The 15221-nt window shown below is 61.4% G+C and carries 10 protein-coding genes and 1 pseudogene; 3 read left to right on the top strand and 8 right to left on the bottom strand.

Going from position 1 to position 15221, the window contains the following annotated elements; all coding sequences use genetic code 11:
* A pseudogene (locus tag Q7W83_RS27975) lies at positions 1–3265 on the bottom strand (DUF6531 domain-containing protein); the annotation flags it as partial.
* 368 nt (positions 3266–3633) lie between these two features.
* On the opposite strand from Q7W83_RS27975, the gene Q7W83_RS27970 reads away from it, so the two are divergent.
* The 3 genes from Q7W83_RS27970 to Q7W83_RS27960 are packed head-to-tail and all read left to right on the top strand — an operon-like array spanning position 3634 to position 5921.
* Positions 3634–4068, top strand: coding sequence for a DcrB-related protein (locus tag Q7W83_RS27970; RefSeq protein ID WP_150634613.1), 435 nt, complete (start codon positions 3634–3636; stop codon positions 4066–4068).
* A gap of 27 nt (positions 4069–4095) precedes the next feature.
* Entirely contained in the window at positions 4096–5391 is a 1296-nt protein-coding gene (locus Q7W83_RS27965; RefSeq protein ID WP_150634612.1) for a PAAR domain-containing protein, read from the top strand.
* Entirely contained in the window at positions 5388–5921 is a 534-nt protein-coding gene (locus tag Q7W83_RS27960; RefSeq protein WP_150634611.1) for a hypothetical protein, read from the top strand. Before Q7W83_RS27965 ends, Q7W83_RS27960 begins: the two co-directional genes overlap by 4 nt.
* 191 nt (positions 5922–6112) lie before the next feature.
* On the opposite strand, the gene Q7W83_RS27955 is transcribed toward Q7W83_RS27960, so the two are convergent.
* The 7 genes from Q7W83_RS27955 to Q7W83_RS27925 form a co-directional block, all read right to left on the bottom strand.
* Positions 6113–6547 carry a DcrB-related protein gene (locus Q7W83_RS27955; RefSeq protein ID WP_052967849.1) on the bottom strand — a complete coding sequence of 145 codons (435 nt, stop codon included), beginning with the start codon at positions 6545–6547 and terminating at the stop codon, positions 6113–6115.
* Positions 6548–6565: 18 nt separating this feature from the next.
* A complete protein-coding gene (locus tag Q7W83_RS27950) occupies positions 6566–8503 on the bottom strand; it encodes a type VI secretion system Vgr family protein (protein WP_473658205.1) in 1938 nt (645 codons plus the stop codon).
* Between the two features lie 170 nt (positions 8504–8673).
* Positions 8674–11352 (bottom strand): type VI secretion system ATPase TssH, encoded by a 2679-nt coding sequence (tssH, locus tag Q7W83_RS27945; RefSeq protein ID WP_473658202.1) that lies wholly within the window; start codon positions 11350–11352, stop codon positions 8674–8676.
* Positions 11345–12397: a type VI secretion system baseplate subunit TssG gene (tssG, locus tag Q7W83_RS27940; RefSeq protein ID WP_458376901.1), complete on the bottom strand. Its 1053-nt coding sequence runs from the start codon at positions 12395–12397 to the stop codon at positions 11345–11347. The genes tssH and tssG overlap by 8 nt, the downstream gene beginning before the upstream one ends.
* Entirely contained in the window at positions 12361–14220 is a 1860-nt protein-coding gene (gene tssF / locus Q7W83_RS27935; RefSeq protein WP_473658200.1) for a type VI secretion system baseplate subunit TssF, read from the bottom strand. Before tssF ends, tssG begins: the two co-directional genes overlap by 37 nt.
* Entirely contained in the window at positions 14217–14729 is a 513-nt protein-coding gene (gene tssE / locus Q7W83_RS27930) for a type VI secretion system baseplate subunit TssE (protein ID WP_150634606.1), read from the bottom strand. Before tssE ends, tssF begins: the two co-directional genes overlap by 4 nt.
* A complete protein-coding gene (locus Q7W83_RS27925; RefSeq protein WP_473658194.1) occupies positions 14723–15220 on the bottom strand; it encodes a hypothetical protein in 498 nt (165 codons plus the stop codon). The genes tssE and Q7W83_RS27925 overlap by 7 nt, the downstream gene beginning before the upstream one ends.
* Position 15221 lies beyond the last annotated feature (1 nt).

The following is a 15221-nucleotide window of genomic DNA, read 5'->3' as shown; positions in this document are numbered from 1 at the left end:
ACCCGGCGCCGGGTTGCGGGCCATCCAGCAGGTTGGCGGCGTCGTCGTAGGCGAAGGTTTCGCGCTGGCCGTGCAGGCTGTCCTGGCTGGCGATGATGCGGCCGGTGGCGTCGTAGTGCAGCCGTTGGCGGTGTTGCCCGGCGGGTTGCTGGTCGAGTTTGCCGATCAGGTTGTCGGCGGGGTCGTACTCAAAATGTTTCTGCACGGCGGCCGGCATCAGCGATGGCTGGCTGCTGTGTCGGCGTTGGCGTGAGCGTAAACGGCCGCTGCGGTCGTACTCGCTGCGGGTGCTGATCTGGCCTTGGGTGCGCAGCACTTCGCGGTGCAGGCGGTCGCGTTCGAAGTCGCTGATGACTTGGCCGTCGAGATTGATCTGGTGCAGGTGGCCGCTGCCGTAATACAGGCGATTGATCCAGCGGCCGTCGGGCAGTTGGGTCTGGATCAGGTTGCCGAGTTCGTCATAGTGATATTGCAGGCTGCCAGCCGCGCTTTGTTCTTCGAGCAACTGGCCGAGGGCGTCGTAGGCGAAGCTCAGGGTTTGTGCGTTGCCGTGGTGGTCGGTGAAGGTGACGGCGGTGAGCTGGTCCAGCGGGTCGTAGGTGTAGTCGGTGCGGCCATCGTCGGTGATTTTGGCGATCAGCCGTCCGATGGCGTCGCGCTCCAGTCGATGAACGATAGGGGCCAGAGGCGTCTCGGGGACGATGGCCAAACCGTTGCCGAAAGGCGCCGGAGCAGCCGTCACCGCCGCGACGTTATCCAGCAGGTCATAGGTGTAGCGCTTGGCGCTGCCGTCGAGGTCTTGTTGTTCAGTCAGCCGATCGGCGGCATCCCAGGCAAACCGATAACTCTCGTCATTTTCGTTGGTCAGCGCTTGCAGCCGCCCGTAGCTGTCGTACCCGAATTGCACCTGCCGGCCGTGGGCGTCGGTGCGCTGGCGGACCTGGCCGCGGCGGTTGTGTTGATAGAGCGTGGTGTGCCCGGCCGGGTCCGTATAACCGACCAACTGGCCGCTGACGTCGCGCTGATATTGCTCGGTGCGCCCGTCCGGCAATTGGCTACTGAGCAGGCGCCCCTGGGCGTCGTAGCTGAACTGGGTGCGTTCGCCGAGGGCGTCGGTGATGACTTGCAGATAGCCCCGGTTGTCGTAGCTGAACCGCGTCGGGTAACCCGAGCAATCGATGTGCTCGACCAGTTGGCCGAACGGGTTCCAGCGCAGCTTTTTGCTTTTGCCGGTGGCGTCGATGATCTCTACGACCTGGCCGTGGGTGTCGTAGTGGTAGCGGGTGATGTGGCCCAGCGGATCGGTTTCGGCGATGCAGTTGCCGCGCTGATCATAGCGGTACCGCCAACTGTGGCCGGCGGCGTCGGTGTCCACCAGCGGCAAAGCCCAGAATTCCAGCCATAAAGTCGAGTCGCTGCGGCCCAGCGGGTCGGTTTCGCCGATCAGGTTGCCGGCCTCGTCGTAGCTGTAGGCATAGCGCCCGCCCTGTGGATCGGTGGCGCTGAGCAATTGGCGCTCGTCGTTCCACTCGAACCGCCAGGTCTGGCCGAGGTTGTCGGTGGATTCGGTGATCTGGTGTTGGCTGTTCCATCGCCGCGTACTGACGCGCTGCAAGCCATCGGTGATGCGCGTAGTGCCGGCCTTCAGGTCATAGTCGAACTGGTAGGCGTCGCCCTCGTCGGTCCAGTGCCGGACCACACGCCATTCACGGTCTTCAATCAACGCCCATTCATAGAAACACCGCAGCCCCGTGGGCAACTGATGCTCGACCATCCGCTGTCCGGCATCGTAGGCGAAGCGCCGTTGCACCTGGCCGGTGGCGTCGCGCACTTCGGCCAGGTTGCCGGCTGCGTCAAAGCCATAGCTGGCGAGTATTTCGCGGTGTTGGTCGGGGTACAGGCGTTCTATTTGGGTCACGCGGTCGCGTTCGCGAATCAGCTCGACCTGCACCAGATCGAAGGTGTCGCGCAGTCGCACCAAGCGTCCGGTGTCGTCATAGTCGAGATAGATGCGGTTGTCATTACGATCGCCCAGCTGGCTAAGGCGCAGTGCCGATGAGTTTCCAGGTGTTGCATCGAACAAGCGGTATACGCCGTCATCGCTCTCAATCAGCAGTTGCCCATTGCGATGCCGCCGAACACTAAGCCCTTCACCGGCGCTGAACACCGCACCACCCAGGGGGATCGAACCCATGTCGATACGCCGGCCCTGTTCATCGCTGTAGACCAGCGTTTCGCCGCCCTCCAGGTGCGGCAGGATTTCAACCCGCACCTCATAGGACACGCTCCAACCCGCGCCGAACATCCCGTTGCGCCGCTCGTCGCGGCTGTTGTAGAAGCGCTGCCAATCCATCGGCAAGATTCCAGGCAACACGAAATCCAGCTCTTCTTCGCCACCCAGCACCTTGGCCCCGGTGGCAGCATGCACCGGGTTCGGCGAGCCCATAGCAGCGTTGGCCATCGCGCCCATCGCGCTGCTGACGGCCATCGACGTCGCGCCACCGATCAGCATGCACGGCAATTTGCTGAAGAATTTCCCCTTTCCGCCCTTGAGCATCAGCAACGCTGTGACCGCCAGCCCCACGCCCGGGGTTTTGCCGCTGCGGATCTCGCGCACCACCACCGAACCGCCGCCGATGGTGACGTTGGAGGAGATCAGCCCGGCCGACACGACCTTGGCATCGCAGGTGCTGCGATCGCCGCTGCGCACGGCGGGCTGGCCGTTGATAGTGACTTTGTCCGAGCCCTCGGCGAGAAACTGCGGCGGCATCGGCGGATGCTTCATGCAGACGAGCAGGTCCAACGGTTTGGGCACCGCGCCAGGCGCCGGGGTGGCAACGGTGGGGCGCCACATCTGGGAGAAGAAGCTTTCGGCCATGTCGAGGTAGCTGGCTTCTGCTTCCGGCTCGGGCATTTCCAGCTCGGTACCGGCCGGCGCGACATGGGACGGGATCGCTCCGGCGGCCCGGGCGGCGGGAATGCTGTTGGTGAGGGTGTTGGTGGAGCCGGTGAGAATGTTCGCCTGCACCGTGGGCGGAAACAGCGAATTGCTGAAACTCTCGCATAAATTGCTCAGGCCCTTGTCGGCCCCGGTCTTGCTCATGGCGAGACCGACGACCGTGCCCACCACCAAGCCGAGCACAAAGCAACCCAACCCGCCGGTGACGACCGTGATACCCGTAGCCGCCACCACGGCGGCGGTGGCCAACGCGGTAATCGCGATGTTGGCCGCCACCTCCAGCACGCCGCCGAGGATGTCGGCCATCATTGAGGTGTGGTTCAGCGCATCACCCAGGCGGGCGGCCCAGAGTGCGTCAGACATGCGGGATGTTCATCCGACGCAAGGGTCTGGCTGCCGGGTAATCGTTGCGCTTGTTGCGCAATTCAATGCCTTCCATTGCATCTTTCTCCTTGTTGATTACGGCGTACTCATCAGCGCCATCCTCAGGCGTTTGATCAGTTTCGGGGTCTTGAGACACATCATAGCCGTTGGTTTTCGCGCAGGCATCAAAAGTGAGACGGGTGTCATGGCCTCAAAAACGGCTTGTCCATGTTCCTTGATTGTTGTCATTTATTGCTTGAACATCTGCCGCTTGCTGAGCCATCCCTCTAGCCTGGAAAACGGTCCGAATCATGACGCTTTATCGCCTTCAAGAAGCCGATCTCGATATACCTGACAGTTGGCAGGACCAGAGCATCAACATCTTCAAGCTGCCCGCCGTCGGCGGAGCCAAGGAAGCCAGTTTCGTCATCAGTCGCGATCCGAGCCGGGGTGACACGCTGTTCAGTGACTATGTTGACGGGCAACTGGCAAGCGCCGAACAGCAATTGCCCGGATTCAGCCTGAGCCAACGGTGGAACTTCGTTCTTCACGACCATGCTGCCGTGCTGCTCGATTACAGCTGGCAGCGCGAAGGGCGTGAGCTGATGCTGCGCCAGGTTTTCATCGACCGCCAGCCTGTGGGGTTGATTACGACGCTGACTACCACGCCGAACGATCTCGTGTATCACGAACCGGCGTGGAAAGTTGCCATGCATTCACTCAAGCTCCTGCCTCAGATCGCCTGATCACCTTCAAGGAAGAAGATAAACGCAATGGATATGCTAGCGGCTGCGCGCCTTGGCGATGAAGTAGCCCACGGTTTTGGTGTCGCCGCGATGGTGGCGGGCGCCGTCGCCGGGGCGTTGATCGGGGCTGCGGTGGTGGCGGCCACAGTGGCGACCGGCGGCGTGGCGCTGGCTATCATGGCCGGTTCGATTGCGGCGGGCGGCCTGTCGATGTTCCAGATCATCAAGGGCCTGAACACCCTTTTCAACTTGCCCGAACCGACCACGGGGGCGTTGATCATGGGCAGCTTCAACGTCCGTATCAATAGCCGCAACGCGATGCGCGCCGGGGTCGACGTCGCTGCCGGATGCTCGGGCCTGCCGCTGAATCACCCGGTCTGGCCGTTTCCGGTGCTGATCGCCGAAGGCAGCGCCTGCGTCTACATCAACGGTAAACCGGCGGCGCGGTTGCAGAGCAAGATGGTCTGCGGCGCGCACATCAAGAGCGGCAGCCCCAATACTTTTATCGGCGGGCCAACGATCTCCGTTGCGTTTGTCCTCGATATCGAAGGTTGGCTGCACACCGGTCTCGAAGCGCTGGGGATGGTTGCCATGGGCGCGGCAGCCGTCCTGGCCGCAATGGCAGGCGCGGCGGCTTTTATCGGGTTCGCGGTGATCGGCGGCGCGATGATGGGCGGCATGGCGCTGTTAGGCGAGTTGGGCGACCGTCTTGGACCGGGCTATCGCGACCTGCTTCAAGGTATCGCCGGCATGGCACTGCTGGGGTTGGGGCCGAAAATGGCTCGTCTCGGTGCCGCACCGAAGCCCCGTGCGGCAGCCTACAAACCGGGTATGACCGAAGCCGATATCATGGCGATTCCCAAGGGCAGTCGGCCGCCGCCGAGCGACTATCTCGAAGGCCCGTATGTTGACAAACACCTCAAGACTTTCGAGGACGAGGGCGGCAGTTTTCTCTTCACCTCCGACGACATCGCCAACCCCAAGTACGGCTCGTTCAATCCGAACAAGTTCGTCATGGCAAAATCCGACCTGAACACCGTGGTCGCCGAGTACAAGAAAACCGGCGACGTTTCAGTACTGGAGTCGGCCTTGGGGTACGATCCGGGATCGCTGGTTGGCAAGGACATCTACATGATGAACCTGGACAACCCCAAGGTGCTGATGCCTACCGGTAACGAAGGTGGTGTGAACTCGCTTTGGCGACCGGGCGGCCTGACTCATCCCGGCGGCATGCGCGAAGCGGTGCTGGACAATGTACCCATCTCCCACGGTAACGACATCAATGCGCTGATGACGACCCGAGACGTAGTGAGAATTCAATGAGCAACCCGCAAGACAACGTGCTGCTGTTGGCGCTGGCCAATGATGAACTGGACAAATTTCTGGTGGGCGAGCCGTTCTACTTTCTCGAAGCCAAGAACGAAAACGACGAACCACAGAACGTAGTGGCGGCGTTCGATCAATTGATCATGCCGTATTGGCGCCAGACCCACGACGCAAGTTTCCCCACGCGTTTCGTGTCGGCCTTGCTGAAGATGCTGGCGACTTATCCAGACCGCGCGCGGGCGATCTACATCGCTCACGACTGGGTTTGGTACTACCGCTTTTGCCAGGACAAACAGCGCAAGCAGCCGCAAGGACCCTATGGCGATTTGTTTGACGTGGATATGGGCAGCGTCGCCGTGGCGCTCAAGCGCCAGTTGGAAAGCCACAAGGCCGAGTTGGTCGCCGACACCCGTTGGGCAGGCGCGGCGTGGAACAGCCCGGACGGTATGTGGACGCCGTTGATGCGCTCGGCGGTGATGGTGCGGGACACATTGGGTGGGCCGGATTTTGTGCCTGCCAATATCTGATGGGGCGAACCCCTTCGATAATGAGGGAGCTGTCTAGTCCTGAAATAGGTTTACACCTGTTTCACCCTAACGCCCGATGCACCGCATCGGGCGTTTCGTATTTCAAAGGCAGGTGCGGTCGCTCACCGTTATAGGTCGATATCGACTCACTCACCATCTTCTTCGCTTGCGTCAGACATGCAGGGAGTTCATCAGGCCGGAACGTCGAACAACAGCGAACTCTTGATGGTCGCCCAATGCGCGGCTTCGGCATCGCCGAGTTTTTCGGCCTTCACGTAGCTCAAGGCGAGCATTTTGCGGGTGCCGGGCAACACCAGTGCCAACTGGTATTGGAAGACTTTGTCGTTGCCCTTGTTGAACTGGCTGCGCAACTCGATGCCTTCGACTTCCTGGCTGGCGCCCAGACGCACGGCAACGCCCGGTTGAAAACGCAAGTCTTGCACTTGTTTTTCCAGGCGCTTGAGCTGGTCGTCGAAGTTGCTTTGCAAGGTTTCGCCCTCGGCCAGCAAGCTACGGCTGACAATCAGCGAAGTGCCCAGTTCAGGGAACTTGAGGATGTTGATCGTTGCGTCTTGCAGTTCGCCTGCCGGCAGTTGGAACTGGAATTCATTGATGCGGTAAGTCATGGCGCCTGAATCTCTTGGTTAGCCCTTGGGCTTGTGAAACGCGGCATTGATGTTGGCGTCGATGCTGGCCTTGACGCCCTGGCCGTCAGGCGTGGCGCCAGGGCCGCCGCCATTGTTCAGGTGCAACACGCCACCGGTGTTGAACTCGGCATCACCGCTGGCATGGAAGCTGATTTGCACGCCGCTCAAGTTGATCTGGCCGCTGGCATTGAGCTCCAGGATGCTTTCACCACAGACCAGCCGCAGGTTCTCACCCACTTCAATGACGTAGCTCTGGCTGATGCTGTCGGTCTTGCGCTGACCCACCGAAAGAATGTCTTCCTGTTTGACGATTCGCAGGCGGTTGTTGCCGATGGTGACCGTCTCGTTATGTCCGATGCTTTTGTTGCGATCGTGGCCTACCGAGTGGCTTTCATCGACCTCGACCACGATGTCCTGATTGCGCTCGGCATGGATGTACAGCTGCTCGGCGCCTTTCTTGTCTTCCATGCGGATTTCGTTGAAGTTCGCCGGTGTGCCACCTTTGCTCGAACGGCTTTTCATGCCGCTCTGGGTGGCGTTTTCGGGCAAGTCATAGGGCACGGTTTGTTCGGCGTTATAGACGCGGCCGGTGATGATCGGCCGATCCGGGTCGCCTTCGAGGAAACTGACGATCACTTCCTGGCCGATCCGTGGGATCTGCATCGAGCCCCAGTTTTTACCGGCCCAGGATTGCGACACGCGAATCCAGCACGAACTGTTTTCGTTGGACTGGTCATGACGGTCCCAATAGAAATGCACCTTCACCCGGCCGAACTGGTCGGTCCAGATTTCCTCGCCCTTGGGCCCGACCACCAATGCGGTCTGCGGGCCTTTGACGATGGGGCGGTGGGTGTTGGGCAGGGGGCGGTAACTTTGTTGGGCGTCGATACAGGTCAGGCTGCTTCCGAACTGCGCCGAGGCCGCGCCGCCGCCGGTTTCCCCGCTTTCCTGGGAAATGTAATAGCGGGCGCCGACGATCAGGTACTCGCGGTTCTGGTCCTGACGGCTGAAGCCGGTGAGGCTGAACAAATGACCCGGGCCCAGGCCCCGAGCGTTGCCGGCGAGCTCGACCTGTTCATGCAGCGTCTGCAAGGCTTCGATGCGGGTGCGGGCGTAATGTTCGCCGTCTTCGCTTTGTACATAGGTGCCGGGGTAGTCGTACAGCGGATAGTCGCCGGCGGTGTGCGGACGGGGCATGGCCGAGCGCACGTCAATTCGCGCGCTGGGGCGCTGGAAGTCATAGTCGTTGAGTTCCAGCGAGCCCGGCTGGACTTCCTGGGTCAGGTGCCAATCGTGGATGTGATCGCGTTCACGCTGCTGTTCATTCTTGGGGTAGTAGGGCACCGAGGCGTAGCCGGGCACGCTGGTGTGGGCGCCGTAGGCATCGGCCAGCACCAGCACATGACGACCCTGTTCATGGCGGAAGAAGTAGTAGATCCCTTCCTGCTCCATCAGGCGGCTGACGAAATCGAAGCTGGTTTCGCGATACTGCACGCAGTATTCCCACTCGCGATAAGGCCGGCTCAGGGCATCTTCGAAATCGGAAAAGCCCAGGTCGCGAAACACCTGCTTGATGATCTGCGGGATGGTCAGGTTCTGGAAAATCCGGCAATCGGAGGTGCGGGTCAGCAACCATAGCCAGGGCCGCAGCGTGGCCTGGTAGCTGGCAAACTGGCCCTCGTCGACGTTCTGGCTGCAACGGGCAACGATGCCATGGAAATGACGCTCGCCACCGCCGTCCAATTGCAGGCTCAGGCACAGGGGTTTGCCCAGCAACTGGTTGAGGTCGATGGCGTTATCCAGCGAGTGGAGCTGCAACTCATAGTTGAACAGTCGCCCCAGCTCTTCGCCGCCGCCCATGTCCTTGAGCAACAGTGCATCCGGCCCCAGGGGGCTGGTGATTTTTGCCAGGCGTGAGAGTTGCTTGAATAGCATCAGTTATCCCGTAAACGTTGTAATCGTCGCGCCGCTTTTTCCAGCAGAAACCAGATCAAGTGTGGGAGCGAGCCTGCTCGCGATGGCGGGCTGACATCCAACATCGATGCTGGATGTCATGGCCTCATCGCGAGCAGGCTCGCTCCCACATTGACCGTGTTCCAGGACGGTCAGGCGGCGTCGCTGAAGTCGTAGTGCAATTCGTTATCCCGGGCGCTGATCCGCACGCCTGCCAGCGCTTTGCCTTCGAGCATGCGGGTGAGGAACTCGCGGCTCATGTCCGGCAGCAGACTGTTGGTCAGGATGGTGTCGATCATCCGTCCACCGCTTTCGGTTTCGGTGCAGCGGGAGACGATCAGGTCGATCACCGCGTCGTCGTAATCGAACGCCACTTTATGGGTGTTCTCCACGCGCTTCTTGATGCGGTTGAGTTGCAGGCGGGTAATGGCCTTGAGCATCTCGTCGCTGAGCGGGTAGTACGGAATGGTCACCAGGCGGCCCAGCAATGCCGGCGGAAAAATCTCCAGCAGCGGCTGGCGCAGGGCCTTGGCGATCTCTTCGGGCTCGGGCACGTTTTGCGGGTCTTTGCAGACCTGGGCAATCAACTCGGTGCCCGCGTTGGTGGTCAGCAGGATCAAGGTGTTCTTGAAGTCGATCACCCGGCCTTCGCCGTCCTCCATCACACCTTTGTCGAAGACCTGGAAGAAGATCTCATGCACGTCCGGGTGGGCTTTTTCCACCTCGTCCAGCAGTACGACGCTGTAGGGTTTGCGCCGCACGGCTTCGGTCAGCACACCGCCTTCGCCATAGCCGATGTAACCCGGTGGCGCGCCCTTGAGGGTGGACACGGTGTGGGCTTCCTGGAATTCGCTCATGTTGATGGTGATGACGTTCTGCTCACCGCCGTACATGGCTTCGGCCAGGGCCAGGGCGGTTTCGGTCTTGCCCACGCCGGAGGTGCCCGCGAGCATGAACACGCCAATCGGCTTGCTCGGGTTGTCGAGGCCGGCGCGGGAGGTCTGGATGCGCTTGGCGATCATCTGCAAGGCGTGGTCCTGGCCGATGATGCGTTTCTTCAGGTGCTGGTCGAGGTTGAGCACGGTTTCCAATTCGTTGCGAGCCATGCGGCCCACCGGAATACCGGTCCAGTCGGCGACCACCGAGGCCACGGCCTGGTAATCGACCGTTGGCAGAATCAGCGGGGTTTCGCCTTGCAGGGCACTGAGGCGCTGTTGCAGGTCCGACAGTTTCTCGCGCAGGGCGTGGCTGTCTTCACTGCCAACGTCGCTGTCTACCACACCGACGCTTTCACGCAGGATGGCACGGGTGGCGAGCAGTTCGTCCACCAGGGTTTTTTCTTCGGCCCAACGGCTTTCGAGTTCGGCCAGGCGTTCGCGCTCGGCGGCCAGCAGGTTTTCGCTGTTGCTCTGGCGGGCGCCGATGACGATACCGATGGCGTGCTCGCGGGCGATGATTTGCAGTTCGGTTTCCAACGCCTCGATGCGGCGACGACTGTCGTCCACTTCGGCCGGCACGGCGTGCAGGCTGATGGCGACCCGGGCGCAAGCGGTGTCCAGCAGGCTCACGGATTTGTCCGGCAACTGGCGTGCCGGAATGTAGCGATGGGACAGCTTGACCGAGGCTTCCAGGGCTTCGTCAAGGATCTGCACTTTATGGTGTTTCTCCATGGTCGAGGCCACGCCGCGCATCATCAGCAGCGCCTTGTCTTCGGACGGCTCGGCGACTTGCACCACCTGGAAGCGACGGGTCAGGGCCGGGTCTTTCTCGATATGCTTCTTGTACTCGGCCCATGTCGTGGCGGCCACGGTGCGCAGGGTACCCCGGGCCAAGGCCGGTTTAAGCAGGTTGGCCGCGTCCCCGGTGCCGGCGGCGCCACCGGCACCTACCAGCGTGTGGGCTTCGTCGATAAACAGGATGATCGGTTTTGGCGAGGCCTGGACGTCCTCGATGACCTGGCGCAGGCGCTGTTCGAATTCCCCTTTCATGCTCGCGCCGGCCTGCAACAGGCCGACATCGAGGCTGCGTAATTCCACATCCTTGAGCGCTGGCGGCACGTCACCGGCGACGATGCGCAGGGCAAAACCTTCGACCACGGCGGTTTTACCGACGCCGGCTTCACCGGTCAGAATCGGGTTGTTTTGCCGACGGCGCATGAGGATGTCCACCAGTTGGCGGATCTCTTCGTCACGGCCAACAATCGGGTCAAGCTTGCCGCTACGGGCCTGCTCGGTGAGGTCGACGGTAAAACGCTTGAGCGCTTCCTGCTTGCCCATGGCGCTTGGGGCCATGGCGCCGCTGGCTTCACCCGGCACGCTGCCTGCGTTGAAACCATCGCTGGCGCTGAGCGCATTTTCCGGTGAGTCACCGACGTATTCGTCGAAACGTTCGCTCAGGGCCTCGACCTTGATCTTGTCAAACTCTGCCGACAGTCCGAGTAGCCCGTGGCGCAGGCTCGGCGTCTTGAGGATGCCCAGCACCAGGTAACCGGTACGCACCTGGCTTTCGCCGAACATCAGGCTACCGTAGACCCAGCCACGCTCCACGGCTTCCTCCACATGGGAGGACAAGTCAGTGATTGAAGTCGAGCCCCGTGGCAAACGGTCCAGGGCTTCGGTCAGGTCCCGGGTCAGGCGTGCCGGCTCGATATTGAACTGGCGGATAATGCGGTGCAGGTCCGAGTCCTGCAGTTGCAGCAACTGATGAAACCAGTGGACCAGTTCCACATAAGGGTTACCGCGCAGCTTGCAGAACACGGTGGCGGCTTCGATGGCTTTGTAGGCCACGCTGTTGAGTTTGCCGAACAACGCGGCGCGACTGATTTCACCCATGCTCATGGCTCCTTGAGGTCTGTGAGGTGTTGGCCTGCTCGGCGTAATGCCTGGCCAGTATTAAATCCTTGGCATCTGTTTCGGGCCGGCCCAGCCAGGTATTGAACCCCAGGCGGAAGCGACCATTGAGTTGCAGCGCCGGTACTTCTGGCTGTTCCAGGATCAGGTTCAAGTCCCAGTCCAGTTCATGGCCCAGGTATTCGGCGACCCAGGCCACCAGCTCGTTGAAGGGTTGGCTGCCGGGCAACATGCCCATGTAGTTATCCAGCTTGAGTGGCCCGAGGCGAATGCGGAATTTGTGCTGGCGATCCCAGACATAACGACCCAGGCAAAAATCCATGCCCAATTGATGGGCGCTGACACCCACGCGGCTGCGTTCCGGCAGCTCCAGCCATTGGCCGACGTACTCTTCGATCTCCACTGGCAGGCCGAAGTACTCGCTGAGAATGGCCTTCAAACCGTCCGGGTAGCGGGTTTGTGCCGACAGATGGCCGCTGTAGTGCAACTTCGCCGTGTCGGGGATCAGCCCTTGTTTGAGCAGGCTCGGCATGCCCCGGCCGCTCAGTGCTGCCAGGCGTGCCGACCAGTAGTCATCGTCCGGGCGGTCATGGCTGACCGTCGGCCGTGCTTCGGCCCAGGCCCGATAAAACAGGCTCAGCAGGCGGTGATGGAACACATCCAGGAAGCGTTTGCTGGTGCTGTCGGCGTTGTTGCGCTGGCGTTCGCGCACATATTCGGTGATGTGCAGCGGCAACGGGCCGTTGGGGCCGCCGAGGCCGAAAAAGAACTGCTCCAGACGCGCCGGCGAACCGTCGACACCCGGCTGAACCGACGCCAGGGTCGCCGGGGCGAAGGTGCAATCGGCCTGTTGCCCAAGGCGCAGCGGATCATCGGCCAGGCGCAACGAATGGCCAAGGCGCGGCAGTTCAGGCGATTCGCATTCGATACGCCGCAATGCCTGGAAGAAGTCGTATTCCCAGGGCTCCTGGTGCATCGCGTCCAGGGTACTCACAGGGTCGGACGGCGTCCGGGTTTGGCTTTCCATCGCATGATCTCGCCGCGTTCGGTGGTACGGATCACCGTCTCGGTAAAACTGTTGATCGACACGTAGCGTGCCAGGAAGCGCTCGAACACTGCACCGAGCAAGAAAACCCCAGTACCGCGAAACGCGTTTTCATCGAATTCCAGGGTGATCTCCAGGCCACGACCAAACACGATCGGGCCCGGCATTGGCAGGCGTCGTGTGCAGGCCTTGCTGCTGACTTCGCGCAGGCCTTCGATCTGCAATTGCAACGCCGCATCGTTGCTGTCGCCATACAGGCGCAGCAGTTCGCGCAGGGCGGCGGCGCCCTGGCCTTGTTCGCTGAGGGACAAGTAGTTCAGCGAAAGCTGGCTGATCAACCGCCAGGCCTTGGCGTCGTGGGCATGGCTGGCGCGTGGGCGGCTCGGGCCTGCCACGCAGCGCACCGCCGCTACAGGTGCGCTGTCGGCCAGGGTGAAGTCGGTCTTGCTGTTGCCCACGCTCATGAACAGCGGCAGGTCGCGGTTGGTGCACAACGCTGTTACGCCCAGTTGGCGCAGGTCGTGGCGATAAGGCGCCTGTTGGCCGTCCACCAGGCTGACGAAGGTTTCGCTGCCGATGTAAGTCGAGCGCGGGCCGTTGCGTCGCTGGCCGCTGGACAGTACGCGGGGTTCGCGCCGCACCGTGTACCAGGCCTGATCGCGACCGTAGCGAGACGGATCGCGTACCGCATAGAACGGCAAAAAAGGCTGCTCCGACCCGGTGCCATGACCGGTGAGAGTGGTCAGGGAATGAATCTCAAAATCCATCGGCCGGGTACGGTCGGCGATCACATGGTGTTCATTGACCCGTTCCGACAAGTGGATGCGATCCAGGCGCTTGGGAAACAAGTTGATTGCCGGAGTACAGAACGGCAGGAACTGTGCGGCACCGACACTGCCTTCCAGGCTCGGATCGTGACGGTCGAACAGCACGATCAATTCCAGTTCCTGGCCGTCGCAGCGTTTGACCGCACGGCTCAATTGGGTGAAGTCGACAAACAGAAAACGCTGGGGCAGGGCGAAGTATTCCTGCAACAGGCGATAGCCCTGGAAGGCCCGCGAGACCACTGGCAGCGCGGCGTCGGTATCGTCCAATCCCTGGGAGCGCAGTGCGTCCTGCGGCAGGCGTTCCACCCAATCGCTGCCGGGCTGCCGGGCGAACACGGCGCAGGCGTTGCCCAGCAGTTGTTCGTAGAGGCGGAAGGGCTGCTCGTCTGCGCCGCTGAGGTACAGCGGCAGGTTCTCCAGGGCCAGGCTGTTGAATGGCAGTTCGGCACCGGTGCGCAGGGTCAGACGCAGACCGGCCTTGGCCTTGGGTTCGCTGGCGGCCAGACGCCCGAGCACGGCGGACGGGTTGCCGAAGTACTCGGCCTGGCTGACCTGCAACGGCCACAACGTCACTGCATGGGCGGTGCGGTACTCGCAGCAGGTTTGGCTTTCGCGGCCCAGGGCGGCGCGCAGGACTATGTCCCGGGGCAGCGGGAAGCCGCTGCTCAGCGAACCCTCATCGGGGTCGGCCTGCAACTGCACAACGGTCATCGACGGTGTCGGCGCCAGGTAATGGGGGTAAGCGATTTCCAGCAGGTTGTGAGTGAAGGTCGGGTATTCGGCGTCGAGCTTGAGCTGGACCCGCGCCGTCAGATAGGCGAACCCTTCCAGCAAGCGCTCCACGTAAGGGTCGGCGCAGTCCATACCGGACAACGTCAGCCGACTGGCGATTTTCGGGTATTCCTGGGCGAACTCCGCGGCGCTTTCGCGAACGTGGTGCAATTCCTGGTTGTACAGTTCCAGCAGGCGGGGGTTCATGAGCGTCTCCGCTGTTCGGCGTTGACCACCCGCACATGACCGGATTCCAGGTCCAGGTCGGTTTGCAACATCAGGCGCAGTGGCACTGGCTGGGCCCAGAGATCGCCTTCGATCTCGAAACTCAGGGCGTTGTGGTTCATCTCGGCGGATGCCCGGGCCCGCACGCGCAAGGTGTTACGCAGAATCCGCGGTTCGAATGTGGCGATGGCCTGGTGGATCAACGCTTCAAGCGCCGCGATATCGACATTCGACGCACTGTTGCCGGCCAGGGCTGGCAGCCCGAAATTGATGACCGAAGTGCCGGCCGGGGTGTGCAACGTCGCATCGGCGCTGAGCAATGAAGTGGTGTTGAGCAACCACGCCAGGTCCCGCAGCACCGAGGCTTTCAGTTGGGTCAGAGAGAGCACGCGCTTGTCGGCGCTTTCCTTGAGGTTGCTCGGGTCGTCGTCGGTCAACCGGTCCAGCAGGGACGGTTGCAGGCGATCGCGGGTGGCGATTTCGGTTACCACGAGAAATGCGCCACGAAATTTTTCTGGTCCATGACGCCGGTCATGCAGCCAGCACTATGAGCGACTTTCGACACTTCCATGGGTTGGTCTTTGATTTGGCGGATTGCCTGATACCGAGCGTCACAATCATGGCTCGGAGCGGGTTTGGGTGTGGAGTGCTCCACGATAATGATTTGGGCGTTGTTGAAGATTTCGACCCGTGGCTGACCTTTTCGGTCGACACTCAGAAAACAAGGCCACGGCATGTCTAGATTCAAGAGGCTTTGGTCCTGTTTGCGCAAGGCGCATTGCTGATCGTGGTTTTCCAGGGTCAGTGTTTGTCCGGCAAAAATGACTTGATTGCTGGGTGCCGCGAGTTGCTTTTGTTCGGCCCAGGCATTGGCGCTCAACAGGAGGCCGCTAGAGAGCAGAATCAACAGGGTTCGCTTAGTCATTTCAACCCTCAAAGCCAACCTGTCATGAGTGATACGCAAAGTCGTGGGCGAATGCATG

This window comes from Pseudomonas sp. 300, assembly GCF_055803035.1.
This window is presented reverse-complemented; position numbering and strand designations above follow the sequence as displayed.

Bases quoted from the DNA above. Each gene is read 5' to 3' on its own strand.
- Q7W83_RS27970 (WP_150634613.1), top strand. From the start codon at position 3,634: ATGACGCTTTATCGCCTTCAAGAAGCCGATCTCGATATACCTGACAGT.
- Q7W83_RS27965 (WP_150634612.1), top strand. From the start codon at position 4,096: ATGGATATGCTAGCGGCTGCGCGCCTTGGCGATGAAGTAGCCCACGGT.
- Q7W83_RS27960 (WP_150634611.1), top strand. From the start codon at position 5,388: ATGAGCAACCCGCAAGACAACGTGCTGCTGTTGGCGCTGGCCAATGAT.
- Q7W83_RS27955 (WP_052967849.1), bottom strand. From the start codon at position 6,547: ATGACTTACCGCATCAATGAATTCCAGTTCCAACTGCCGGCAGGCGAA.
- Q7W83_RS27950 (WP_473658205.1), bottom strand. From the start codon at position 8,503: ATGCTATTCAAGCAACTCTCACGCCTGGCAAAAATCACCAGCCCCCTG.
- tssH (WP_473658202.1), bottom strand. From the start codon at position 11,352: ATGGGTGAAATCAGTCGCGCCGCGTTGTTCGGCAAACTCAACAGCGTG.
- tssG (WP_458376901.1), bottom strand. From the start codon at position 12,397: ATGGAAAGCCAAACCCGGACGCCGTCCGACCCTGTGAGTACCCTGGAC.
- tssF (WP_473658200.1), bottom strand. From the start codon at position 14,220: ATGAACCCCCGCCTGCTGGAACTGTACAACCAGGAATTGCACCACGTT.
- Q7W83_RS27925 (WP_473658194.1), bottom strand. From the start codon at position 15,220: ATGCATTCGCCCACGACTTTGCGTATCACTCATGACAGGTTGGCTTTG.